The 24,423-nt window shown below is 70.5% G+C and carries 21 protein-coding genes; 12 read left to right on the forward strand and 9 right to left on the reverse strand.

Annotated elements, in window-relative coordinates:
* The first annotated feature begins 137 nt into the window (after positions 1–137).
* The 4 genes from ABZ382_RS16870 to ABZ382_RS16885 all read left to right on the forward strand — a co-directional run bounded on the left by ABZ382_RS16870 (position 138) and on the right by ABZ382_RS16885 (position 4,355).
* Positions 138–368 (forward strand): hypothetical protein, encoded by a 231-nt coding sequence (locus tag ABZ382_RS16870; RefSeq protein ID WP_357089490.1) that lies wholly within the window; start codon positions 138–140, stop codon positions 366–368.
* Between the two features lie 393 nt (positions 369–761).
* On the forward strand, positions 762–1,397 hold the full coding sequence (locus ABZ382_RS16875; protein WP_357089492.1) for a transglycosylase family protein: 636 nt from the start codon (positions 762–764) through the stop codon (positions 1,395–1,397).
* A 268-nt stretch (positions 1,398–1,665) separates the two neighbouring features.
* Positions 1,666–1,851, forward strand: coding sequence for a hypothetical protein (locus tag ABZ382_RS16880; RefSeq protein WP_357089495.1), 186 nt, complete (start codon positions 1,666–1,668; stop codon positions 1,849–1,851).
* A gap of 236 nt (positions 1,852–2,087) precedes the next feature.
* Positions 2,088–4,355 carry a helicase-associated domain-containing protein gene (locus ABZ382_RS16885; RefSeq protein ID WP_357089939.1) on the forward strand — a complete coding sequence of 756 codons (2,268 nt, stop codon included), beginning with the start codon at positions 2,088–2,090 and terminating at the stop codon, positions 4,353–4,355.
* Between the two features lie 73 nt (positions 4,356–4,428).
* Here ABZ382_RS16885 and ABZ382_RS16890 read toward each other — a convergent pair whose 3' ends face one another.
* Together ABZ382_RS16890 and ABZ382_RS16895 are read right to left on the reverse strand one after the other, a co-directional pair.
* The gene (locus tag ABZ382_RS16890; protein WP_357089497.1) at positions 4,429–4,932 is read right to left on the reverse strand and encodes a hypothetical protein; all 504 of its coding nucleotides are present in this window, start codon (positions 4,930–4,932) and stop codon (positions 4,429–4,431) included.
* Positions 4,933–5,282: 350 nt separating this feature from the next.
* Entirely contained in the window at positions 5,283–6,845 is a 1,563-nt protein-coding gene (locus ABZ382_RS16895) for a cellulase family glycosylhydrolase (protein WP_357089500.1), read from the reverse strand.
* Positions 6,846–7,083: 238 nt separating this feature from the next.
* On the opposite strand from ABZ382_RS16895, the gene ABZ382_RS16900 reads away from it, so the two are divergent.
* The 4 genes from ABZ382_RS16900 (at position 7,084) to ABZ382_RS16915 (ending at position 11,610) form a co-directional block, all read left to right on the forward strand.
* Positions 7,084–8,742, forward strand: coding sequence for a DNA repair helicase XPB (locus ABZ382_RS16900; protein WP_357089502.1), 1,659 nt, complete (start codon positions 7,084–7,086; stop codon positions 8,740–8,742).
* Between the two features lie 37 nt (positions 8,743–8,779).
* Entirely contained in the window at positions 8,780–9,448 is a 669-nt protein-coding gene (locus tag ABZ382_RS16905; RefSeq protein ID WP_357089505.1) for a DUF3239 domain-containing protein, read from the forward strand.
* 54 nt (positions 9,449–9,502) lie between these two features.
* Positions 9,503–10,141 carry a LysE family translocator gene (locus ABZ382_RS16910; RefSeq protein WP_357089508.1) on the forward strand — a complete coding sequence of 213 codons (639 nt, stop codon included), beginning with the start codon at positions 9,503–9,505 and terminating at the stop codon, positions 10,139–10,141.
* 92 nt (positions 10,142–10,233) lie between these two features.
* Positions 10,234–11,610: a M1 family metallopeptidase gene (locus tag ABZ382_RS16915; protein WP_357089510.1), complete on the forward strand. Its 1,377-nt coding sequence runs from the start codon at positions 10,234–10,236 to the stop codon at positions 11,608–11,610.
* Here ABZ382_RS16915 and ABZ382_RS16920 read toward each other — a convergent pair whose 3' ends face one another.
* From ABZ382_RS16920 to sigJ, 3 genes are all read right to left on the reverse strand, one after another.
* Positions 11,611–12,255 (reverse strand): LysE family translocator, encoded by a 645-nt coding sequence (locus tag ABZ382_RS16920; RefSeq protein ID WP_357089513.1) that lies wholly within the window; start codon positions 12,253–12,255, stop codon positions 11,611–11,613.
* An 87-nt stretch (positions 12,256–12,342) separates the two neighbouring features.
* Positions 12,343–13,527: a pyridoxal phosphate-dependent aminotransferase gene (locus ABZ382_RS16925; RefSeq protein WP_357089516.1), complete on the reverse strand. Its 1,185-nt coding sequence runs from the start codon at positions 13,525–13,527 to the stop codon at positions 12,343–12,345.
* A gap of 60 nt (positions 13,528–13,587) precedes the next feature.
* The gene (gene sigJ / locus ABZ382_RS16930) at positions 13,588–14,529 is read right to left on the reverse strand and encodes an RNA polymerase sigma factor SigJ (RefSeq protein ID WP_357089518.1); all 942 of its coding nucleotides are present in this window, start codon (positions 14,527–14,529) and stop codon (positions 13,588–13,590) included.
* 93 nt (positions 14,530–14,622) lie between these two features.
* Here sigJ and ABZ382_RS16935 point away from each other — a divergent pair, with 93 nt between their 5' ends.
* The gene (locus ABZ382_RS16935; RefSeq protein ID WP_357089521.1) at positions 14,623–15,204 is read left to right on the forward strand and encodes a GNAT family N-acetyltransferase; all 582 of its coding nucleotides are present in this window, start codon (positions 14,623–14,625) and stop codon (positions 15,202–15,204) included.
* Positions 15,205–15,339: 135 nt separating this feature from the next.
* Here the strand turns inward: ABZ382_RS16935 and ABZ382_RS16940 are convergent, their stop codons facing one another.
* From ABZ382_RS16940 to ABZ382_RS16950, 3 genes are all read right to left on the reverse strand, one after another.
* A complete protein-coding gene (locus tag ABZ382_RS16940; RefSeq protein ID WP_357089524.1) occupies positions 15,340–16,434 on the reverse strand; it encodes a 3-deoxy-7-phosphoheptulonate synthase in 1,095 nt (364 codons plus the stop codon).
* 248 nt (positions 16,435–16,682) lie between these two features.
* Positions 16,683–17,045, reverse strand: a complete 363-nt coding sequence (locus ABZ382_RS16945; RefSeq protein ID WP_357089527.1) for a PH domain-containing protein — start codon at positions 17,043–17,045, stop codon at positions 16,683–16,685.
* 42 nt (positions 17,046–17,087) lie between these two features.
* Entirely contained in the window at positions 17,088–17,969 is an 882-nt protein-coding gene (locus ABZ382_RS16950) for an oxidoreductase (protein ID WP_357089529.1), read from the reverse strand.
* Positions 17,970–18,127: 158 nt separating this feature from the next.
* Here ABZ382_RS16950 and ABZ382_RS16955 point away from each other — a divergent pair, with 158 nt between their 5' ends.
* Both ABZ382_RS16955 and ABZ382_RS16960 read left to right on the forward strand, forming a co-directional pair.
* Positions 18,128–18,292: a DUF5993 family protein gene (locus ABZ382_RS16955; protein WP_357089531.1), complete on the forward strand. Its 165-nt coding sequence runs from the start codon at positions 18,128–18,130 to the stop codon at positions 18,290–18,292.
* Positions 18,286–18,954 (forward strand): disulfide bond formation protein B, encoded by a 669-nt coding sequence (locus ABZ382_RS16960; RefSeq protein ID WP_357089533.1) that lies wholly within the window; start codon positions 18,286–18,288, stop codon positions 18,952–18,954. Before ABZ382_RS16955 ends, ABZ382_RS16960 begins: the two co-directional genes overlap by 7 nt.
* Before the next feature lie 53 nt (positions 18,955–19,007).
* On the opposite strand, the gene ABZ382_RS16965 is transcribed toward ABZ382_RS16960, so the two are convergent.
* Positions 19,008–22,688 (reverse strand): amino acid adenylation domain-containing protein, encoded by a 3,681-nt coding sequence (locus ABZ382_RS16965; RefSeq protein WP_357089536.1) that lies wholly within the window; start codon positions 22,686–22,688, stop codon positions 19,008–19,010.
* Between the two features lie 108 nt (positions 22,689–22,796).
* On the opposite strand from ABZ382_RS16965, the gene ABZ382_RS16970 reads away from it, so the two are divergent.
* The gene (locus ABZ382_RS16970; protein ID WP_357089539.1) at positions 22,797–24,422 is read left to right on the forward strand and encodes an AMP-binding protein; all 1,626 of its coding nucleotides are present in this window, start codon (positions 22,797–22,799) and stop codon (positions 24,420–24,422) included.
* Position 24,423: the final 1 nt, after the last annotated feature.

A 24,423-nucleotide genomic window follows, 5' to 3' on the forward strand; every position in this document is an offset into this window, starting at 1 on the left:
TGCGCTCACCCGTTCGTCATTCCAGCCCGGAGCAGCCGGGCAAAAGAACGCGCCCCACACAGCTATGCAGGACGCGACTGAACTCCGAGTCTACCCCGGTGCGAATAGCCCGAGCACATGAGTTTTACGGTCGAGAGGTGTCCGACACTTCTTCCGAGCAGGCCCCTCGCCGTTCCGCGAGCTGGCTGCTCTATATCGCCATGGGGCTGTTCGCGATCGGATTGCTGGCGGTCTTCGCCATCTTCGGCGTCGGGCTGCTGACCGATTCGAAGCCGGGGGTGTGGCTGTACCTGCTCGCCATGTGCGCGCCGCTGGGCTTCCTGCTGTCGATCGTCTACGCGCTGTGGTCGGGGCGCAGGGCGCGCTGAGATTGCCCAGTTCGTTACCCGGCCATTCCTGTGATCTTCGTCACATAACGAGACGGTCACAGAGTGGTGACAGACCCCTATCGGCCGAGACTCGCCGCGACCACCTGCACAAAAGCCCGATGGAACCCGTTGTGCCGGTAAGTGACCCGGACGGACACGACGGTTATCAAATGGTGATTTTTCGCGGCGGGCGTCGTAATGTTCTCCACCAGCCGGGTCAGCCCGGCGCCACCGGCCCGCCGCACCGAACTTCGCCCCGCGGGTACGGACCCCCAACTGGAACAAGGGGCGAAGACGAGGCATAGCGCACAGCCAGTGCGCCGGGCCGGACGACCTCTCAGTCCGACCCCGGTAGTCGGTCTCGCAGGCGCGTACGAGAGGAAAGACCCGAAAATGAGTGGACGCCATCGCAAGCCGACCAACACCGGCCGCACTGTCGCCAAGGTTGCCCTGACCGGCATCGCTCTCGGCGGCGCGGGAGTGGCCATGGCAGGAAACGCCAGCGCGGCACCCGACTCCGACTGGGACAAGCTCGCACAGTGCGAAGCCGGCGGTAACTGGGGCATCAACACCGGCAACGGTTTCCAGGGCGGACTGCAGTTCTCCCCCGGCACCTGGACCGCACACGGCGGCGGCGAGTACGCCACGACCGCCAACCAGGCCACCCGTGAACAGCAGATCGCGGTCGCCGAGAAGGTCCTCGCCACGCAGGGTTGGGGCGCATGGCCCGCCTGCTCCTCGAGCCTCGGCCTCTCCAGCTCCGCCACCCCGCGTACGGCCCCCGCGCCCGCCGCGTCCGACGTCCCGCAGTGGGCCCCGCAGCAGCAGGCCGGCCCCGGCGGCGCCACGAACGGCACGCAGGAGGTCTTCCAGGCCGTGGACCGCGCCATCGCGGTCGCCCAGCAGCAGGGCATTCAGATCCCGCAGCCCGCACTGGATTTCCTCAACGCCACCAAGGCAAATGGCACCCAGCTCGACCCGGGCGTCGTGAACTTCTTCCAGGCGAACAAGGGCCTGCTGCCGCAGTAGGCAGCCCCCTGTTCCCTCCCGAAGGCCCCCATCAATGACGATGGGGGCCTTCGTTGTTCCCGGAGCCGGATTCCCCGCGCGTTCGAGGCCCGCCTCGGCCTGGACCGCGGCTTGACCGACCTCCGCCTTGGAGCGGGGGAGCGAAGCGGAGGAGCGGAGGAGGGAAGGCCGAGGTAACAGGGCCTCGAACACGCCGCAGCGAAGCGGAGGCAATCAGACACAGTGCCGGGGAGGGCGGCTCCGGGGGGCTCGTGCCAGAATGAGCGGCGTGGTGAACAAATCGAACAAACCCTATGTGGACAACGGCTGGCCGGAGACCAACGGCGATCACGCGGTCACCGAGCTCTCCTCGACCCGCTCCGGTGGACTCTCCCCCTACGGCGAGGACCTGGAGTTCCCGCTGCCGGTCGAGCAGCTGCCCTACGTGCACCCGCACACCATCGTCAACCGCTGATCCGTCGTACCGACCGATATGCGGTTGACGGCGCTCGTTCCCGGGCGACCGCCGCGTACGACTCCAGGCCCTGTCTACCGCCTGGTGGCCGCGGCGGTCGCTGAACCGCGCCCGCACTCCCCGACGGATCGGGTGCAGTGACCGAAACCCCCACCCCGACGGGCGACCCGGACGCGCCCGCCGATTCCACGGCCACGGCCAAGCCCGCGAAATCCGCCAAATCCGCGGATCCGACGCTGGCCGAGTGGCTTTCCAAGCGCGGCGACGACGAACTCGTGACGCTGCTGGAGCTGCGCCCCGACCTGGCCGTTCCGCTGCCCGCGTCGATGGCCGTCCTGGCCGCCCGCACCGAACAGCGCGCCTCGGTGCTGCGCGCGGGCGACGAGCTGAACACTCTCGACTTCGCCGTCATCGAAACCCTTGTGGTGCAAGGGGCCGGGGACGGCCGCCACGGCGCTCCCCTGCCCGCCAAGACGCTGCGCAAGCTGCTCTCGGACCGGGTGCCCGCCGCCCCCGTGAACGCCGCGCTGGCCAAGCTGCGCGCCCGCGCCCTGGTCTGGGGCCCCGACACCGCCCTGCGGGTGTCACCGTCCGCGCAGGAGGCCCTGCCCTGGCCGCTGGGCAGCACCACCGAATTGCCGGACTCACTCACCGAGCCCGAGATCACCGCCGCCCTGGCCGCGGCCACGCCGCAGGAACGCGCGCTGCTGGAGAAGCTGGCGAGCACCGGCCCGCGCGGCCGCACCCGCGACGCCGCGCCCGGCACCCCCGACGACCGTCCGGTCCAGCGGCTGCTGGCGCACCGGCTGCTCAACTGGATCGACGAGGAGACCGTGGAGCTGCCGGTCTCGGTCGGGCAGGTGCTGCGCAACGAACCGGTCACCGATCCGCACGCGCTCGCGGCCCCGCACCCCGGCACCACCAAGCACGCCCCCGCCGACATCAACGCGGTGGCCGCGGGCGAGGTGGGGGAACTGTTGCGGCACAGCGCCTCCGTGCTGGAGGTGCTCGGCCGCGCGCCCGCCCCGGTGCTGCGCTCGGGCGGCCTCGGGGTGCGCGAGCTGCGCCGGGTCGCCAAGCAGACCGGCATCGACGAGGACCGGCTCGGCCTGCTCGCCGAGATCCTGGCCGCGGCCCGCCTGATCGACAAGGGCATCCCCGAACCCGCGCCCGACGGCGACGGCACCGACGACTTCTGGACGCCGACCACCACCTCCGACGCCTGGCTCGCCGTCGTGCCGTCGCGCCGCTGGGCGGTGCTGGCGCAGGCCTGGCTGGAACTGGACCGGCTGCCGTGGATGATCGGGCTGCGCGACGCCAACGACAAACCCCTGGCGGCGCTCTCGGCGGAGCTGCGCACCGTGTACGCGGTCCGCGACCGGCACGCCGTCCTGGGCCTGCTGGCCGAATTCCCGCCCGGCACCGAGGTTTCCGCCGCCGACCTGGGCCGCATCCTGGCCTGGCGGGAACCGCGCCGGCGCCGCCACTACCGGCTGGAGGCGGTGCGCGCCACCCTCGCCGAGGCCGAGGCGCTGGGACTGCTGGCGCGCGGCGCGGTCACCTCCGCGGGGCGCGCCCTGCTGCACGGCAGTCCCGAGGACGCCGAATCGGAGATGGCGATCGCGCTGCCCGAACCGGTGGATCACGTGCTGGTGCAGGCGGATCTGACGGTCATCGCGCCGGGCCCGCTGGTGCCCGAACTGCAGGACCGGATCGCCATGGTCGCCGACGTCGAATCGGCGGGCGCGGCCACGGTGTACCGGATCAGCGAGACCTCGGTGCGCCGCGCCCTGGACGCCGGGGCCACGTCCGCGGAACTGCACCACCTGTTCACCACCCACTCCCGCACCCCGGTCCCCCAGTCGCTGACCTATCTCATCGACGATGTGGCCCGCCGCCACGGCCGCCTGCGCGCGGGCATGGCCCAGAGTTTCGTGCGCAGCGACGATCCCACACTGCTCGCCGAGGTGCTGGCCGCGCCCGTCGCCGGGGAACTGGCCCTGCGCGCGGTGGCCCCGACGGTCGCCATCTCCCAGGCCCCGCTGGGCGAGGTGCTGGAACGCTTGCGCGCCGCCGGATTCAGCCCCGCGGGCGAGGATTCCGCGGGCACCATCGTGGACCTGCGGCCGCGCGGCGCGCGCCTGCCGGCCCGGCAGCGCCCGCACCCGAACTGGCGGCCCAACCCGCCCAGCACCGACCAGCTGCGATCCCTGGTGGCCGAGCTGCGCGCGAGCGAGCGCGCCGCGAATGCCCGTGCCGGGCAGACGGTTCGTTCCGACGGCTCCCGCACCAGCACCCAGGCCACCCTCAACCTGCTCCAGCTGGCCGCCCGCACCCGTCGCCGCGTCCACATCGGCTATGTGGACGCCCAGGGCGTCGCCTCACAGCGCGTGGTGGAACCGCTCAAGGTCGGCGGCGGGCAGCTCGACGCCCTGGACCCGGTCACCGGCGCGGTCCGCCACTTCACCCTGCACCGCATCGCCTCGGTCGCCCTGGTCGAATAGGAAAAGCCCGGCACTCGTACGGCATCGGTGATGCCGACGAGTACCGGGCTGGTTCTCGGTCCCGCGAGTCGGGTTACCCCTTCGGGTTGCCCAGGCAGAAGGTGGTCTTCGGGTCGGGGACGATGCGGAACCCGATCGCGGTGCTCGGGTCGCAGGCGAACTCGTCGGCCTGGCCGTCGATCCGGTCGATCACCTTGAACGAGGCTTCCGGAGCCGTGCACGCCACGAACTTGTAGCCGGTGGTCTGGCTCTCGTTGTAGCAGGAGCCCTTCTTGAAGTTGGGGCTCAGGCATAGGAAGGCCGTGGTGCCGCCGTTGAGGGTCTCCTCGTAGGAGGTCTGTTCTTCCTTGCAGTCGGTCTTCTTGTCCGCGACCGCGGCGACCTTGTAGACCGCCTTCTGGTCGGAGCAGTCGACGGGCGCAGTCTTGGAGTCGGTGGCCGAGCCCTCGATCACATTGATGCAGTCACCGACCTTGGACTTGGCGGTGTCGGACTTGCTGGCGTTCTGGAGCGCCGAACAGCCGGAGAGGGCGAATACGGCCACGGCCACCGCCACGAGGGCGAGCACGAGGCGCACCAACGGCCTCGTTCCTGCGAACTTCACTAGCGAAAACCTTTCTCACCGAACCGCTCACGGCTGTGAACGCGGTGAGAATACCTGTGTGCCGCCCGGACCCGCATCCGACGCCGGGTTATGTCCGGACGGCATCACCGGTCAGTGCTGCAGCATCTGCAGGCCGCGCATGCCCAGCCAGGAGAGGTTGACGAGCAGGGTCGGGAGGGTACTGAGCATCGGCAGGCCGAAGTAGAACACGATGGTTACCTCTCAATCGAACAAACTGGGCGCATGACCAATAGCGCCCCTTTGCCGGGGTGTCGCTTCTAGCGCCCAACTCGTTACACAAGCGCGGCAATAGCTTTCACGCATCATCGCGCCGAGCCGGTCCCCGACCCACTGCCGGAACCGGAGTCCGCCGAACCGCTCGCCGAACCGCTGTCCGCCGAACCACTGGCCGAACCGCTGGCCGAACCGGTCCCGACCGGACCGGTGGGCACGGTCGCCCCCTTCGACCCCGGGCGGTTGACATAGACCGTCACCGGCGTCGAGGCGTCCGCCTCCACCGTCACCACCCGCGCACCCGGCGCGGAGGTCACGTGGCCGCCCTCGACCCGCACCGCGTAGCCGTCCGGATAGTGGACGTCCGAGGCGTAGATCTCGGTGGTTCCCGCGCGCGGGGTGTAGCGGTAGGCGAAGTCGCCGGTGTCCGGATCGAAGATCATCCGCCCGGGCGTGCCCGCGGTCGCCCGCGGATAGGTGCGCACCAGCTGCTTGCCGACGTCGCCGAGGAACGGATCCGGCTTCGGGCCGCCCGCCCCGAAGCGCGAGGAGTAGTGCCAGTACTGCCAGCTCGCGAACCGCTCGTCGGCGCGGACCAGGGTATTGCGCAGCACCGTCGCGTCGCCGTCGCCGAATTCGGTGACCAGCGTGGGCAATTGGGTGCGCGCGGTGAGGGCGTCGACATTGCCCCAGGTCTTGTCCTGCTGCAGCGGGCACAGACCGCGCAGGAAGGTCGGCAGGCCCATGTAGATGGCCATCTGGCTGGGCATGCAGTAGTCGTGCGGCGCGAACGCGATGTTCGGCGCGCTGATCGGCGGATTCTTGCCCAGGTTGCTGGGCATGGTCTCGTTCCAGGTGACGTTGGGCTCCCACAGCACCATGAGGTCGCCATTGCTCCCGCGCACCGCGTCGGTCAGCTTCTGCATGGCCGCTTGGTATTTCACGTCGAAGCCCGGGCAGCCGTTGGGGAAGCAGGACAGGAACGCGCTGCCCGGCCACGGCTCGTTGAGCAGTTCGATGCCCATCGCGCCGGGGTGGCCGCTCATCTTCGCGGCGAGCGCGCCGAGCGCCTGGCCGAGGTAGTCGAGGGCGCCGTAGGAGTTGTTCCACACCTCGTCCCAGCCCGCGTTCATGCTGGGCATCAGGTAGTAGAGGGGAAAGCCGAGATCGGGCTCACCCGCTCCCGGGCGGGCATGAAGGGACCACTCCGGAAAACCGTTGCCGCCCCACACCTTCGACAAACCGTCCTGGTGGTTGTCGAGCACGGTGTGGATCCCGTACTCCGCCAGGGTGTCCACGATGCCCGCGACCCGGTCCAGGTACGCGGTGTCGACGACGCCCCGGGTGGGCATCAGCCCGTCGAAGGACACGCCCAGCCGGACGGTGTTGAAGCCGTGGCGGGCGAGCAGCGCTGCGTCGTCCTCGGTGACGGTGAGCCCGTCCCCCGCTTGGAGGAAGGGCGGTTCCTTGTCGACATTGTTGACCCCGTGCAGCAGCACGACCCGGCCGCTGTCGTCCACGAAGTGCGAGCCGTCGGCGTGGATCCGCCCGATCGAGGTGGCGGTGGGCGCGGCGTCCGCGACGACCGCGGAGGCCATCGTCCCGCCCGCGATGACGGCGGCCAGCAGCCCGCGCGTCCAGCGTCTCTGCATTCTTTTCGGTTCCCTCAGGTCAAACATCCAAATGGACAAGCGTCCAATTTCGAGTGATCGTAGCCACCAGAACTCTGGGCTTGACCGTTTTCACCGAATCCGGTGCGACGGATCGGCCCGGTCAGAGGCATCCTCGACCGCCGATCCGGGCACGGGACGCAGGTCACGTGGCTTTGTCGGTGGCTTCCTGGAGAATGGTCAAGGCCCGTTCGGGCCCGGATCAAGCCAGGAGGTGTTCGTGACCGACGGTCCACTCATCGTGCAGAGTGACAAAACGCTGCTGCTGGAGGTCGATCATGAGTCGGCCGGGGCCGCGCGGCAGGCCATCGCGCCGTTCGCGGAGCTCGAACGCGCGCCCGAGCACGTGCACACCTATCGGGTGACGCCGCTCGCGCTGTGGAACGCGCGGGCCGCCGGGCACGACGCCGAGCAGGTGGTCGACGCACTGGTCAGCTTCAGCCGGTACGCGGTGCCGCAGCCGCTGCTGGTCGACATCGTCGACACCATGGCCCGCTACGGGCGCCTGCAGTTGATGAAGCACCCGGCGCACGGGCTGGTCCTGGTCAGCCTGGATCGCGCGGTGCTGGAGGAAATCCTGCGGCACAAGAAGATTCAGCCGATGCTGGGCGCGCGCATCGACGACGACACGGTGATCGTGCATCCGTCCGAGCGCGGCCGCATCAAGCAGATGCTGCTCAAGGTCGGCTGGCCCGCCGAGGACCTGGCCGGCTACGTCGACGGCGAGGCGCACCAGATCGACCTGGACTACCAGTCCAGCGACTGGCATCTGCGCGACTATCAGGAACTGGCCGCGGAGTCGTTCTGGGCGGGCGGCTCCGGCGTCGTGGTGCTGCCGTGTGGCGCGGGCAAGACCATGGTGGGCGCGGCGGCGATGGCGAAGGCCAAGGCCACCACCCTGATCCTGGTCACCAATACCGTGGCCGGGCGGCAGTGGCGGCGTGAGCTGCTGGCCCGCACCTCGCTGACCGAGGACGAGATCGGCGAATACTCCGGGGAGCGCAAGGAGATCCGCCCGGTCACCATCGCCACCTATCAGGTGATCACGCGCAAGACCAAGGGCGAGTACCGGCACCTCGAGCTGTTCGACAGCCGCGACTGGGGCCTGGTCATCTACGACGAGGTGCACCTGCTGCCCGCCCCGGTCTTCCGGATGACCGCGGATCTGCAGTCGCGCCGCCGGCTCGGGCTGACCGCCACCCTGGTGCGCGAGGACGGCCGCGAGGGCGACGTGTTCTCGCTGATCGGCCCGAAGCGCTATGACGCCCCGTGGAAGGACATCGAGTCGCAGGGCTGGATCGCGCCCGCGGATTGTGTCGAGGTGCGGGTCACCCTGACCGATGCCGAGCGCATGGCCTACGCCACCGCCGAGCCCGAGGAGCGCTACAAGCTGTGCTCCACCGCGCGCACCAAGCTGCCGGTGGTGGAGTCGATCCTGGCCCGGCACAAGGACGCGCCGAGCCTGGTGATCGGGGCCTACCTGGATCAGCTGGACGAGCTGGGCGAGCACCTGAACGCCCCGGTCATCCAGGGTTCCACCCGCACCAAGGAGCGCGAGGAGCTGTTCGACGCCTTCCGTCGCGGCGAGATCCCGGTGCTGGTGGTGTCGAAGGTGGCCAACTTCTCCATCGACCTGCCGGAAGCCTCGGTGGCGGTGCAGGTTTCGGGCACCTTCGGGTCGCGGCAGGAGGAGGCGCAGCGGCTCGGGCGGCTGTTGCGGCCGAAACACGACGGGGGCCAGGCTCACTTCTATTCCGTGGTCGCACGTGACACGCTGGACGCCGAGTATGCCGCGCACCGGCAGCGTTTCCTGGCCGAGCAGGGGTATGCCTATCGCATCACCGATGCGGACGACCTGCTGGGTCCGACGATAGGATAAGTGGAGGAAGAGCCTCCATAAGGCGGGAGGGACGTACGTGCGGCGCTTCGAATTCGCGGTGGACCGTGACCATGCTCGGGCGGTCAACGAGGTGGTCGCGTACCTGCGGCGACTCCGCATCTGGGCCTATACGGCCGCCGCCGCGCTGGGACTGGGCACCGCGTTCCTGATCTGGGTGAACCACCCGTGGTCCTGGCTGCTGGCGGTGGCCTTCCTGGCCGCCGCGGTGACCGCGCTGTTCATCGGGTACTGGATGCCGCATCGCGGCCGGGTGGACAAGCTCTACGCCGCCGGCGACCTGGTGCCCGCGGTGGTGTCGGAGACCCACGGGAACGGTGCCACCCTGCTGGCCCTGGTCGATCTGGCCAAGCCGAACACCCCTGGCCCCCGCTACGCCCTGGTGACCCGCACGGTCCGCTCCCTACCCGGGCACCGGGCCCGCGCCGGGGAACGGGTGCCGGCGGTGACCGTGCGCGTGGACCGCGCCCCCGGCCCGGTCGGCGACCTGTGGCAGACGGTGAGCGCCATGCCCATCGCCTGGGGCACCCGGGACCTGAACATCATCGAACGCGCCCGCGAGGCCATCCACGAGGTCGAGTGGAAGCTGCTCACCGACAATCTGGATCTGGCCATCAAGGTGCGCGGCGCGGACGCCAAGCGCCTGCTGCTGGACCCGCAGCAGTTGCCGGAGGAGTTGCGCGGCTGAGCGATCCGCTCCGAACCCGCGTTTTTCGCTTGCGCCGCTTCGTAGGATGGGGTGATGGTTCCCGTCACGAATCTGGTGGCGTTTCTGATCGCGGCCGTCGCGCTGATCGTAATCCCCGGCCCCGGAGTGCTTTTCGTCATCGGCCGGGCGTTGTCCTACGGGCGGCGGGCCGCGCTGCTGTCCGTGCTCGGCCATTCCCTGGGCGTTCTCGGTGTCATGGTGCTGGTCGCGGCCGGTCTGGGCACGCTGCTGGCCGCGTCCGCGATCGCGCTGGCGATCGTGAAGTTCGCGGGCGCGCTCTATCTCATCTATCTCGGGGTGCAGGCGATCCGGGATCGGCGCGCGCTGCGGGAGGCGTTCCAGGCGCGGGCCGAACCGGTCGGCACCGGCCGCGCGCTGCGGCAGTCGATGCTGGTGGGCGTCACCAATCCGAAGGCGATCATCTTCTTCTCCGCGGTGCTTCCGCAGTTCGTGGCCCCGCACGCCGGTCCGGTCCCGGTGCAGATGCTGATCCTCGGGCTGCTGTTCATCGCCGTCGCGCTGGTCTCCGACTCGGTGTGGGCGCTGGCGGCGGGTTCGGCGCGGGAATGGTTCGCGCGCTCGCCGAAGCGGCTGGAGGCGGTCGGCGGCGCGGGCGGGGTGATGATCATCGGCCTGGGGGCGAGTGTGGCCGTGTCGGGCAGCGGTAGCTGAGTCCGGAGCCGATTAGCATCAGCTCGTCGGCACTCGTAGGTGTGTGGAAAGGGCGGCTGGAGCGGATGCTTCGGAACTGGCGGTACCTGACAGTGGGGGCGGTACTGCTGCTGGGCGCGAACGCGGCTCCCGCGCAGGCGGATTCGAGCGACCCGCTCACGGGCGCGCCCGGCGCGGGCGATCCGTACTACCCGCTGGACGGCAACGGCGGCTACGACGTCGGCCACTACGACGTCACCGTCTCCTATGACCCGCCGACGCATCAGCTGACCGGGGACACCCGCGTCGACGCGGTGGCGACCCAGGCGCTGCGGGTGTTCAACCTGGACTACAGCGGCCCGGCGGTGTCCAAGGTGACCGTCAACAACCTGCCAGCCTGGTTCGACCGCAACGGCGAGCACGAACTGTCCGTCACCCCGCTGATCCCGCTGCTCCCGGGCCTGCCGTTCACCGTGCGGGTGGAGTACGCGGGCGAGGTGACCGGCACCGAGGGCGAGGGCTGGGTGTTCTCGCCCAGCGGCGGCGCGTTCGTGGCGGGTGAACCGCATTCGGCGAGCAGCTGGTACCCGCTCAACGACACGCCCCTGGACAAGGCGACCTTCACCCTGCACGCCACGGTGCCGCAGGAGTGGGAGGTGATGTCGATCGGCGACAAGGTGTCCGACACCGTGCAGGGCGCGAACCGGACCGTGTCCTGGGAGATGCGTCAGCCGGTGGTCGGTTACCTGACCACGGTCGCCGTCGACCGGTTCGAATTCCTGGAACAGCGGCGCGCCAATGGAACTCCGCTGCTGAGCGCCTTCGCGCCGAGCGCGGGCAAGGGCCGGGACCTGGAGACGCGGCTGCCCGAGATCCTGGACTTCCAGGAGGAGCTGTACGGCCCGTACCCGTTCGACACCGCGGGCGGCCTCTACGTCGACACCGGACTCCAGTTCTCGCTGGAGACGCAGTCGCGCCCGATCTACGCGCCCTGGACCGATCTGAGCACCGTGGTGCACGAGATCGCCCACCAGTGGTGGGGCGATTCCATGTCGGTGAAGCAGTGGTCCGACATCTGCCTGAACGAGTGCTTCGCCAGCTATACCGCCGACTACCTGTGGCCGGAACGCAAGGACGGCAAGGACGTCGACGCCGAGTACCGCGACACCGTCGCGAAATACCATGACGATCCGAAGTTCTGGGAGATCGCGCTCCAGAACCCGGGCAAGGACAACGAATTCACCGCGGTCTACTACCGGGGTCCGCTCTTCCTGCACGCGCTGCGCCGGACCATGGGCGATGCCGCGTTCTTCGGAGCGGTCCGTGATTTCGTCATGGCGCACCGGTACGGCAACGCGTCCATGCCGGAGTTCCGGACCTTCCTGCAGTCGCGCTCGCCGGTCGATCTGACCGGATTCCTGGCCGCCTGGCTGGACCGCACCGACCGCCCGGCCGACGAATTCCTCTACCCCGGCCCGCTGCGCGCCTGATCAGGCCGGGACCGGCCGCGCCCGATCCGAGAGGACCAGCGCGGCCATCCCGCCGAGCACCGTCCCGGTGACGTACCGCTGCGCCCGCAGCCACAACGGCCGCCGGGCCAGGAAGGTCGAGACCGCGCCCGCGCTCAGCACGATCAGGGCGTTCACGGTGACCGCGATGGCGATCTGCACCGCGCCCAGCGACAGGCTCTGCAACCAGACCCGCCCGTGCGCCGGCACCACGAACTGCGGGATCAGCGCCATGTAGAGGATGGCGATCTTGGGGTTGAGCAGATTGGTGACCAGCCCCATCGTGAACAGCCGCCGGGCCGGATCGGCGGGCAGCTCGGTCGGCGCGAACAGCCCGGCCCCGCCCGGCCGCAAGGTCTTCCAGGCCAGGTGGACCAGGTACAGTGCGCCCGCGACCTTCAATATCAGGTACAGCGCAGGCACCATGGCGAAGACCGCGGTGATCCCGGCCGTCGCGGCCACCAGATACACCCCGAATCCGACCGCCACCCCGCCCAGCGACACGAGTCCGGCCCGCCGCCCCTGCGACACGGTCCGCGACACCAGATACATCATGTTCGGCCCCGGCGTGAGCACCAGCCCCAGCGCCGCGGCGGCCACGCCCAGCACCGCACTCGCTTCGATCATGCGACCGATTCTCCGGCCGCATCAGTCCGCTGTCGCGGTCCACTCACCACCGACTGGACCCCCGACCGGAGGCCACCGGGGTCAGAGTCAGCGCACCGCTTCGGCCTGGTGTCCGGCCCGGAGACGGCGCACACCCTCGGCGATGGTCTCCTCCTTCTTGCAGAAGGTGAAGCGCACCAGGTGATTCCACGCGGCCTTGTCGTCGGCGAAGACGCTGACCGGCACCGCGGCCACGCCGAGACGCTCGGGCAGTTCACGGCAGAAAGCGTAGGCGTCGGACGCACCGAGCGGGGTGATGTCGGCGCAGACGAAATAGGTCCCGTCACTGCGTTTCACGCCGAAACCGGCCTCGGACAGCGCGGCGGAGAGGCGGAGTCGCTTCTCGGCGAGGGTGTCGCGCAGCGCGGCCACCCACTGCTGCTCGTTGTCGAGGGCGTGGGCGACGGCGGGCTGGAAGGGGCCGCCGCCGACGAAGGTGAGGAACTGCTTGGCGGCCAGCACCGCGTCCAGCAGCGGGGCGGGCGCGCAGGCCCAGCCGATCTTCCAGCCGGTGACGCTGAAAGTCTTGGCGGCACTGGAGATCACGATGGTGCGCTCGAACATGCCGGGCAGCGTGGACAGGCTGATGTGCTCGTGCCCGTCGTAGCAGAGGTGCTCGTACGCTTCGTCGGACATGACGTACAGGTCGTGTTCTATGGCGAGTTCGGCGATGGCGGTGAGATCGGCGCGCGAGAGCACGGTGCCGGTCGGATTGTGCGGCGAATTCACCAGCAGTAGCCGGGTTTTCGGGGTGATGGCGGCGCGCAGGCTGTCCAGGTCGAGGGCGAAGCCGTCGCCGTCGGGCACCAGCCGGGCGGTGCGGCGCCGCGCACCGGCCAGGGCGATGGCCGCCGCGTAGGAGTCGTAGTAGGGCTCGATGAGCACCACGTCGTCGCCGGGTTCGACCAGGCCGAGCACGGTCGCCGCGATCGCCTCGGTGGCGCCGACGGTGACCAGCACCTGACTGTCGGGGTCGTAGTGGGTGCCGTAGCGGCGGGCGCGGTCGGCGGCGATGGCCTGCCGCAGCGCGGGCACGCCACGGCCGGGCGGGTACTGGTTGAAGCCGTCGGCGATGGCCTGCCGCGCCACCTCGAGCATGCCCGCGGGACCGTCGCTGTCCGGGAAGCCCTGGCCGAGGTTGACCGCGCCGTGGCGAACGGCCAGTTCGGTCATCTCGGCGAAGATCGTCGACGCGAACGGCTGCAGACGGGCGACGGTCGGAATACGCGGCATGTCCGGAGCCTAATCCATCGCGGAGAACGGCCGGCGGCGGTGATTCACCGCACAGCCAGGTCAGCGCGGGAGCCGGATGCCGCTCAGTTTGTCCGGGTTCACCACGTCGTAGACGCCCCACACCTTGCCGTCGCGCACGGTGAAGGCGTACACCCGCCGCGGATTGCCCGCATTGCCGTCCCGGGCCGGGATCGAGTGCGCGAGGATGCCGTGCTGCCCATTGACCAGGACCGGCTCGAGTTCCCGGCCGGGCGCGGGATCGCCGGGGCCGCCGCCCGCGCCGACCAGCATGAACTTGCGCCACAGCCCCAGCCACAGGCGCACGTTCTTGTCCACGCCGGCAACCACATTGACCGCGGTGGACACCTTGCCGCCGCCGTCGCCGACGGTGCGCACGTCCGGATGCAGCGCCGCCACCACGGCGTCGACGTTCCCGCTGGCCAGTGCGTCCAGCAGGGTCCGCACGGCGGCCTCGTGCTCGGCATCGGCGGCCGGTTCCGGCGCGTCCGCGACGGCTTTGCGGGCCCGGGTGGCGAGCTGCCGCGCGGCGTCCACGGAAACGTCCAGGATGTCAGCGATCTCGGTGAACGGCACCGAGAAGCCGTCGTGCAGAACGAAAGCCACCCGCTGCGGCGGGGTCAGCGTGTCCAGCACCACGAGGGCGGCGAACCGGAACTCCTGTTTGCGCATCACCGCGGCCAGCGGATCGGGAGTGCTGGACGGTGTCACCGAGGTGACCACCGGTTCCGGGAGCCATTGCCCCACATAGGTTTCGCGTCGCACCGCCGCACTGCGCAGCCGGTCCAGGCAGAGGCGGCTGACCACGGTGGTGAGCCAGGCGCGCAGGTCGTGGATCTCGGATTGGCGGGCCGCGGCGAGCCGTAACCAGCTCTCCTGCACAGCGTCCTCGGCGTCGCTCACGCTCCCGGTGAGCCGGTAGGCCACCGAGACCAGATGCGGCCGATGCGTTTCGAACAAGTCGGCCAGGAGAACCGCCACCATCTCTCCGATCCTACGGCCGGGCGCCGACAGCCTCGCGGGCGGTCACCGCGAATTACCGGCCGCCCATGCCCGATTCCGTGACAGCATGGCCGCATGGACGCGGAATTCCTCTCCGACGGCACGGTCTGGTTGTCGCCGCCGGCCGTCTCCGACATCGACGCCATCACCGCCCTGTGCCAGGAGCCCTCGATCGGCGCGTGGACCACCATGCCGGTCCCCTACCACCGCGCCGACGCGGAGAAGTTCATCTACGACGTCGTCGGCCCCGGCTGGGCCGCCCGCAGCCCCACCTGGGCGGTGCGCGGCGCGGCCGACGGCCCGGTGGTCGGCATGATCGGCCTGAGCCCGCTCTACCCCCGCCGCGACGACGAGACCGCCGAGATCGGCTTCTGGCTCACCCCCACCGCCCGCGGCGCGGGCGTGATGACCCGGTCGGCGCGGCTGGTCGCGGCCGCCGGACTGGATCCCGAGACGCTGGGCTTCGAGCGCCTGGAGTGGCGGGCCTTCACCGGAAACCATCCGTCCGCGGCCGTGGCCCGCCGCATCGGCATGCACTACGAGGGCCTGATCCGCGGCGGCGGCACGCAACGCGGTGTCCGCCGCGACATCTGGGTGGCGGGGCGGCTGCGCACCGATCCCGACACCCCGAGCCCGCACTGGCCCGCGGACCTCTGACCAGTCGAAACCCCGGGAAAGCGTTCGGCGCACACCCGCCGGACTGGGTGTGCGCCGAACTCAGTGTGCACGCCGGATGCGTTCGGCGCGAGGCGAACTCGCCGCGCCCGGGTGCGGGTCTATCGGATCGGGGAACTACGCGCGGGCCGCGCGGCGCTGGGCGACCGCGTCGGCGAGGCGCTCCAGCTGGGCGACCGTGGTGTCCCAGTCGATGCAGGCGTCGGTGATGGACTGGCCGTAGGTGAGGTCCTCCGGCTTGCCGAGGGTGAGGTCCTGGCGACCGGCGACGATGAAGGACTCCATCATCAGGCCGACCACGGTGTCCTCGCCGCCCGCGATGCGCTCGGCCAGGTCGGTGACCACGTCGACCTGCTTGTTGTGGTCCTTGTTGGAGTTGCCGTGCGAGGCGTCCACCACCAGGCGCTGGGCCAGCGACGACTTCTCCAGGCGCAGCAGGGCTTCCGAGCAGGAGGCGGCGTCGAAGTTGGGGCCGTTGGAGCCGCCGCGCAGGATGACGTGGCAGTCCGGGTTGCCGGCGGTGCGGATGAGCGCGGAACGCCCGTCCAGGTCGGTGCCGGGGAACACGTGCGAGGCGGCCGCGGCGCGCACGCCGTCCACCGCGACCTGCACGTCGCCGTCGGTGCCGTTCTTGATGCCGACCGGCATGGACAGCGCCGAGGACAGCTGCCGGTGCACCTGGCTGGCGGCGGTGCGGGCGCCGATCGCGCCGTAGGCGACCAGGTCGGCGATGTACTGCGGGGTGATCGGGTCCAGGAACTCGCACGCCACCGGCAGGCCGAGCGCGGTGATGTCGACCAGCAGGCGGCGGCCCAGGTCCAGACCGGTGTTGATGTCGAAGCTGCCGTCCAGGTGCGGGTCGTTGATCAGGCCCTTCCAGCCCAGCGTGGTGCGCGGCTTCTCGAAGTAGACGCGCATCACCACGTGCAGGCGGTCGTCCAGTTCGGCGGCTTTGGCGGCCAGGCGACGGGCGTAGTCCATGGCGGCTTCGGGATCGTGCACCGAACACGGGCCGACGATCACCATGAGGCGGTCATCGGCCCCGTTGAGCACGTCGACGGTGGCCTTGCGGCCGGCGCGCACGGTGTCGGCGAGGGTGTCGTCGATCGGGTGGGCGGCACGGACCTCGCGCGGCGAGCTCAGCGGGCTGACGCTGAGCGTGCGCTGGTCATCGAGATCTGCATGCCGTTCGAGATCGGCGGTGGTGGTCATGGCTGGTTTTCCTTGTCCCAGGCCGACCCACGGAGAATTGCGAAACCCCTTGGAGCCGGTCTGATTTCGTCCGGCTCGGGGTGGAGGATGTCAGCGCGAGGTCACGCCGCTCGACCCACCCGGGGCCGGCTGGCTAAACCAGAAATACTGACGCTGCATGCCAGGCACTGTACCAGAGATCCATTGTCGTGCCTGTGGCGTACGACACTGTCGCTGGGATGGGCGTCCCAGCTGATGGGATGCCCGGGTCAGTGCAGGATGTAGTGCAGGATCACGTCGTGCACGTGCCGCGTCTTGTCGTCGCCGCGGAACTCCACCTCGTAGGTGTGGTGCCCGGTGCTGATGGCGATGTGCCCCGACGAGAAGAACTGGCCCGCGAACGACTTGTTGGTCAGGATGCTCACGCTCGAGATCCGCGCGTAGGGGATGGACGTGATCGCGATCTTCTTACCCACGAACGAGTTGTCCTGGATGATGACCCGCCGGTCGGTGAGCCCCAGGAATCCGGTGCCCACCCCGATGGCGTCGTACACGGCGAGGATCTGCTCGCCCTGCATCAACCCCTGCTGGATCTTGTCGAGTTGATCCCGTCGATCGAATGGAATGCTCACCAACCCCCGCCTTTCGGCTCAGCGATGCTCCCGGATTTCGGTTCAGCGGCGCACGAACGGATAGCTGACCTTGGTCAGCTGCTCGGACAGCTCCCACAGCCGCCGCGCGGTCACCTCGTCCTTGGAGGCGGCGCTGGACGGGCTGGGCCCGGGGTAGCCGCGCATGCCGCGCAGCCCGGTGGGCCCGTAGAAGCCGCCCGGCTCGACCTCGGCGGTGGCGGCGAACAGCGTTGGCAGCGCGCCCATCTCGGCGCTCTGCGCGAACAGCCGGTTGCCGATCGACATCAGGGTGTCGTAGATCGACTCGGTGTGCCCCTGCAGGTCGGTGGCGGCATAGCCGGGGTGCGCGGCCACCGACAGCTTCGCCGATCCGGCGGCGGTCAGGCGGCGCTGCAGTTCCCGCGCGAACATCAGGTTGGCGAGCTTGGACTGGCCGTAGGCGGCCCAGCGCTGATAGCTGCGCCGCTCCCAGTCCAGGTCCTCGAGGTCGATGCGGCCGATGGCATGCATGCCCGAGGACAGCGTGACCACCCGGTCGCGGATCTTGTCCAGCAGCAGCCCGGTCAGCGCGAAATGGCCGAGATGGTTTGTGCCGATCTGCATTTCGAAGCCCTCGGCGGTGCGCTTGAGCGGCACCGCCATCACGCCCGCGTTGTTGATCAGCACGTCCGCGCCCTCGACCGAGTCGGCGAACTCGTGCACCGAGGCCAGGTCGGCCAGGTCCAGGCGGCGCACCTGGGCGTTCGGGCCGATCCGATCGGCCACCGCTCTCGCCTTCACCTCATTGCGGCACGCCATGATCACCTTCGCGCCCGCGCCGGCGAGCGCTCGCGCGGTGGCCGCGCCCAGCCCGCTGTTGGCCCCGGTGACGATGAAGGTCCGGCCCGCTTGATCGGGGATGTCGGAGATGTCCCAGCCGCTCACGGGGTCGAGTCTAGGTGCGCGGAGGCGCGCACGTCCGATGTCGGCGTGAACCGTTCCCGGACGCGGGATTTGCCGACCGTCCCGGGCGGTGGCCGAGCGCGGCGTGTCCGTGTCCTATTCATCCCCTTTGACCTGGGTGAGCGGTAGCGTCCGCGACCATGGACACCCTGATACTCGCGGGTTTGCTGGGCATTCTGGTCCTGATCTGGAAACAGGGCTCCCGCCGGTCCGTACTGGCGGCCTGGTGGGTGGTGGCGCTGGTCTGCGCCGGACTCCTGAAGTACCACATCACGAGCAGCCTGGGATTGGGGCTGACATGGTGACCGATATCGGCACCGAGCCCGTCGAGACCGCGCGCGGCGGTGGCTTCGCCGGGCAGATCCAGTACTGGCTGGCCGTCATCTTCGTCGTCGGCTGGACCGGCGTCGTCTGCGGCGGCCTCGGCGTCCAGTTCGGCACCTGGGACTATCCCTGCCCGCTGTGCATGCTGCAGCGGTACTTCATGATCCTGGCCGCGCTCGGCGGGGCCTACATCGTGCGCAAGGGCATGACCGGGCGGCTGACCCGGCGCGACTACATGACCGGGTGGGGCCTGGCCATCGTGGCCTGCTTCGGCGGCGGGTTCACGGCCTGGCGGCAGACCATGCTGCACATCCTCCCCGGCGATCCCGGCTACGGCGGCGCGGTGCTCGGCCTGCACCTGTACATCTGGGCGCTGGTGCTGTTCGTCGCCGCGATCACGACCGTCGGCGTGGTGCTGTCGTTCTCGTACGAGACCGCCGCCGAGACCATTCCGGCGGCGCCGCACCGGATGATCGGCGCGGCGGCGCTCGGCTTCCTCGGGCTCGTGATCGTCGTCAACCTGGTGGCGACCTTCTTCCTGGAAGGGTTCCACGCGGTGCTGCCCGACGATCCGTCCTGCTACCGCCTGCCGCACGATCTCGGCATCCTGAAGGACGGCTGCACGCTGCCGCCCGCGCACTGAGAGACCTGCCGTGGATCCCCGCGCCCTCCGGCAAGGCGCGGGGATCACGCTTGTCAGGACAGGGCGAGCACCTCGTCGTCGGACATGGCGGCCACCTCCAGGTAGAGGCGGGCCACGCCGTCGAGCCGGCCGGTGGCGCCGGCCCGGCGTTCCCGCTCCAGCAGCCGCGCGGTCAGCCCCTCGACCGTGCGGGCGGCGAAGAAGTCGGCGACCACGGTGTCCGGGGAGTCCAGCCAGTCCCGCACGCGGGCGATGACCGCGGTGGCCAGCACCGAATCGCCGCCCAGGGCGAAGAAGTCGTCGGTCACGCCGACGGTCTCCCGGCCCAGCACCGACGCGACGATGTCGGCCACGGCGCGCTCGACATCGGTTCGGGGCGCGACGAATTCGCCCGCCCGCTCGCCCTCGGCCAGCAGCCCGGCGATGGCCTTGCGATCCGGTTTGCCGTTCGAGGTGAACGGCAGCTCGGCGAGCGTCTCCACCCGATCCGGAATCATGTAGGCGGGCAACAGATTCGCGGCCGCCTCCAGCAGCACCGGGACGTCCAGGGCGACGCCGTCGTCGGCCACCAGGACGGCGGCCAGCTTCGGCGCGGCCGCGCCCACCACGGCGGCGATGGCGTGCCGCACGCCCGGCAGGCCGCGCAGCACGCTCTCCACCTCGCCGAGTTCCACCCGGTAGCCGCGGATCTTGACCTGATGGTCGGCGCGGCCCAGGAATTCCAGGCAGCCGTCGGGCAGGTAGCGGGCCAGATCGCCGGTGCGGTACCAGTTCAGGCCGTCGTGGGTGACGAACCGGTCGGCGGTGCGCTCCGGATCCCCGCGATATCCGGCGGCCACACCCTCGCCGCCGATCCACAGTTCACCCGTCACCCAGTCCGGGCAGTCCTGACCGGACGGGCCGACCACCCGGCAGCGCACATTGCGCAGCGGAGTGCCGTACGGGACGGCCGACCACTCCGGCGGCACCTCGGCGTTCACGACCTCGCGGATGGTGGAGTGGATGGCCGTCTCGGTGGCCCCGCCCAGCCCGGCGAACCGGCAGCCGGGAGCCACCGCGGCGAGGCGGCCCGGCAGCGCCACATCGACCCAGTCGCCGCCCAGGATCACCATGCGCAAACTATCCACAGGTTTCCCGGCCGCTGCCTCCAGCGTCATGTCCAGCAGGCTGGGGACGCAGTTCAGCACCGACACCCGATGGCTGTGGATGAGCTCGACCCAGCGGCCCGGCTCCGCGCGCTGTCCCTCATCCAGCGCGATCACCGCGCCTCCGGCGCTCAGCAGACCGAAGATGTCGTAGACGGACAGGTCGAATTCGAGCGCCGACAGGGCCAGTGCCCGATCATCCACACCGATCCCGAAGCGTTCGTTCAGGTCGTCGATGGTGTTCATGGCGGCCCGGTGCGGCACCTCCACACCCTTGGGCCGCCCGGTGGAGCCCGAAGTGAACAGCACGTAGGCGATGGCCTCCGGATCCGGGATCACGGCCTGCGCCAACGGCTCCGGGTACTCCCGCGCCGCGCGCAACGCCACGGTCGGCAGCCCGGGCACCTCGCCGCCGGCGGTCACCGCCGCGACGACCGCGCCGGTGCGCAGGATCTCGGCGCGCCGCCGGTCGGGCTGGTCGAAACCGATCGGCACGTACACGGCTCCGGCGGCCAGCACGCCGACGGTAGCCAGGATCTGATCCGGGCCCTTGGGCAACTGCACCGCGACCGCGTCGCCCGGCCGGACGCCCACCGCCCGCAGCGCGCCCGCCACCGCGAGCGCCTGCGCGGCCAGCTCGCGATACGTGAGAACGCTTGCGCCGGCGCCCGATTCACCGCCGTCCCGCGCCGCGGCGGCCCTGCCCGGCACATCGACGCCGTCGGACTCCCAGACGATCGCCGGAGCGTCCGGGTTCGCGGCGGCGTGGTCGAACAGGCCGCTGTGCAGGGCGCGACCGCTGACCGGGCCGTCGGTGGCGTTCACCTGGGCTCGAACCACCGCCTGCTCCACGGGAATTCGCACCGCGGCCTCGGCGTCCCAGCCCGCGCCGCCGAAACCGGCGGTGGCGGGCGCGGCGTCGGCGTCCGGACCGGGCTCGTCGCTGCCCGCGAGGCGCAGGACGGCGTCGATGTAGCGGGTGAACATGGTCTCGACCATGGCCGGGGGGAAGGCGTCGGAGCGGACGTCCCAGTTCAGCAGCAGGCCGCCGCGAACCTCGGTGACCTGCGCGTCGAGCAGCACCTGCGGGCCCTGCGAGATGATCCAGACCGGGTCGCCGAAGGTGTCGGTGACCTGGTCGGCGAACAGTTCGCCCAGGTTGATGGCACTGGTGTAGACGATCGGGGCCAGCACCGGTTCGGCGCGCAGGCGGCCCAGATCGCGCAGCACCTCCAGACCGGTGTAACCGGAATGCGCTCCGGCGGCGTGCAATTCGCGCTGCAGCGCCCGGGCACGCTCGGTGACGGTAGCCGGCTCGGTGACATCCACCTCCAGCAACACCGAGGAGGTGAAGTCGCCGACCACGCCGTCCACCTGCGGGTGCACCGGCTCCCGGTGGAACAGCGGCAGATTCAGCAGGAACCGGCGCTGCGCCGACCAGCCGCCGATGCTCTCGGCGAACACCGAGGCCAAGGCCATGGCCGGGGTGATGCCGCGGGCGTGCGCCGCGGCGAACATGCGGCCCTTGGCCTCCGGCGACAGCCAGCGGTGCAATCGCACGGTCCGCGCCGCCCGCTCCCCCGGCTCCGCCACCGCGGCCTCGGAGGCGCGCGGCAGTTCCGGCGCGCCCGGCAGCTCGGGCAGGCGGGCCTGCCACCACGCGCGGTCGGCGGCGTGTTCCGGTGCGGGACCGGCGTGTTCGGCCAGATACTCGCGGAAGGTGTAGTCCTGCGGCGGCAGCTGCTCACCGTGGTACAGGCGCGCCAGGTCCGCGACCAGGATGCGGTAGCTCATGGCGTCGGCCGCGAGCATGTCCACGTCCAGGTGCAGCCGGGTGCGGCCCTCGGGCAGCAGGGTCAGTGCGATATCGACCACCTGGCCGTCCTCGACGGCCATCAGCTGGTGGGTCCGGCGGTCCCGCAGCTCCTCCAGTGCCCGTTCCGCCGCCTCGGGCGCGGCGTCGCGCAGGTCGGTGACGCTCCAGACGTCCCGGCCCGGGCGTTCCAGGGTCTGCTGGGTGCCGTCGGGCAGGAACCGGGTGCGCAGCATCGGATGCCGCCGCACCAGCGCCTCGACCGCCGCGCCGAGGCGGGCGGGATCGACACCGGCCCCGTCGAATTCGACGTAGAGGTGGGCGGCGACGGCGCCGAGTTGCTGACTGTCGGACCGCCCGATCCAGTACGCGTGCTGCATGGGCGCGAGCGCGAACGGAGCGCCGTCGTCGACGCCGGCGCCGAGGTCATCGGCCGCCGCGGCACCGACCGCGGCGAGCTCGCCGCTCGGCTCCTGACCCGAATCGGTCTGCGCGGCCTCGTGATTCGCCTCCGCGGCGTTCTCCTCGCCGGTCCCGCTCAGCAGTCCGTGCCAGGCGGCGACCGTGGGCTCGGCGGCGAGCTGGGCGAAGTTCACGGCCAGGCCGCGCTTGCGCCAGGCGCCCGCGAGTTTCATGGTGCGGATGGAGTCGAGGCCGAGCTGGATGAGGTCGTCGTGGTCGGCGATATCGGCCGGTTCGAGACCGAGGTGTCCCGCGATGGCGGCGCGGATCTCGTCCCGGGCGATGCTCGCCGACGGCCCCTGGGGTGACTCCATTCCGCTGGTACTCCTTGTTCGACGGGATCGATGGGCAGAAGCGTAACCCATTGAGATAGGGTTGCCTAACCTATGCAAGGACACCCTTACCAGCAAGAGGTCAGAGCCGTGACAACGACCGCACCCGCCGCCGCGGGCCACCGCGACGGATTCGTCGCCTTCCCCGCCGACCTCGCCGAGCGGTACCGGCGCGAGGGCTACTGGGCGGGCCGCCCGCTCGGGGAACTGCTGCGCGACGCCGCCCGGCAGTGGCCCACACGACCCGCGCTGCTGAGCGACGAGCCCGGCCGCGCCCCGGCCACCTACGCCGACCTCGACCGCGCCGCGGACCGGATGGCGCACGGCCTCCTGCGGCTCGGCATCCGGTCCGGCGACCGCGTGGTGGTCCAGCTGCCCAACACCCCCGCGTTCCTGCCGCTGCTGTTCGGCCTGTTGCGCGCCGGAATCATCCCGGTGCTCACCCTGCCCGCGCACCGCCGCGCCGAAATCGAGCACCTGGCCCGGCTTTCCGGCGCGGTCGCCTACGTCGCGGCCGACCGGCTCGGCGACTTCGACTACCGCACGCTGGCCGCCGAGATCCACCCACAGCTCCCGGACCTGCGCCACATCCTGATCCTCGGCGAACCCGGGCCGTTCACCGACCTGGATTCGATTCCCGCCGACGGTGATTCGCTGCCCGAGGTGGACGCCTCCGACATCGCGCTCATGCTGGTGTCCGGCGGCACCACCGGGCTGCCCAAGCTGATCGCCCGCACCCACGACGACTACGTCTACAACGCCACCGCCAGCGCCGCGGTCTGCGAACTCGGCCCCGGCGACGTCTACCTCGCGACCCTGCCCGTCGCCCACAACTTCCCGCTCGCCTGCCCCGGCGTGCTCGGCACCGTCGCCACCGGCGGAACCATGGCCTTCGTCACCGACCCCAGCCCGGAGAGCGCCTTCGCCGCCATCGAACGCCACCGGGTGACCGTCACCGCCGTGGTGCCGCCGCTGGCCCAACTGTGGTGCGCGGCAGTCGAATGGGAGGACGCGGACCTGTCCTCGCTGCGGCTGCTCCAGGTCGGCGGCGCGAAACTGGCCGAGGTGAACGCCCGCGAGGTCGCCCCCGCCCTGGACTGCCGCCTGCAGCAGGTGTTCGGCATGGCCGAGGGCCTGCTCAACTACACCCGCGCCGAGGATTCCGACGACCTGGTGTGCACCACCCAGGGCCGCCCGCTCGCACCCGCCGACGAGGTGCGGGTGGTGGACGAGCACGGCCGCGACGTCGCCGACGGCGAGGAGGGCGAACTGCTCACCCGCGGCCCCTACACGCTGCGCGGCTACTACCGCGCCCCCGAGCACAATGCCCGCGCCTTCACCCCCGACGGCTTCTACCGCAGCGGCGACCTGGTGCGCCGCCTGCCCAGCGGCCACCTGATCGTGTCCGGCCGCATCAAGGACGTGATCAACCGCGGCGGCGAGAACATCTCCTGCGACGAACTCGAGGAGCACCTGCTCGCCTACCCGGGCGTCCGGCACGCGGCCGCCGTGGGCCTGCCCGACGCGGCCCTGGGCGAGAAGGTCGGCGTGTTCCTGGTGACCGAGGGCGAGTTGCCGTCCCTGGCCGCCGTCAAAACCTTCCTCACCGAGCGCGGCCTGGCCACCTACAAACTCCCGGATGTGTTGCGGCAGACCGATTCCCTGCCCGTGACGGCGGTCGGCAAGATCGACAAGAAGGCCCTCGCCGCGCGCTGAG

Origin of the sequence: Nocardia sp. NPDC005825, from assembly GCF_040630175.1 — a bacterium.
GTDB lineage: Bacteria > Actinomycetota > Actinomycetes > Mycobacteriales > Mycobacteriaceae > Nocardia.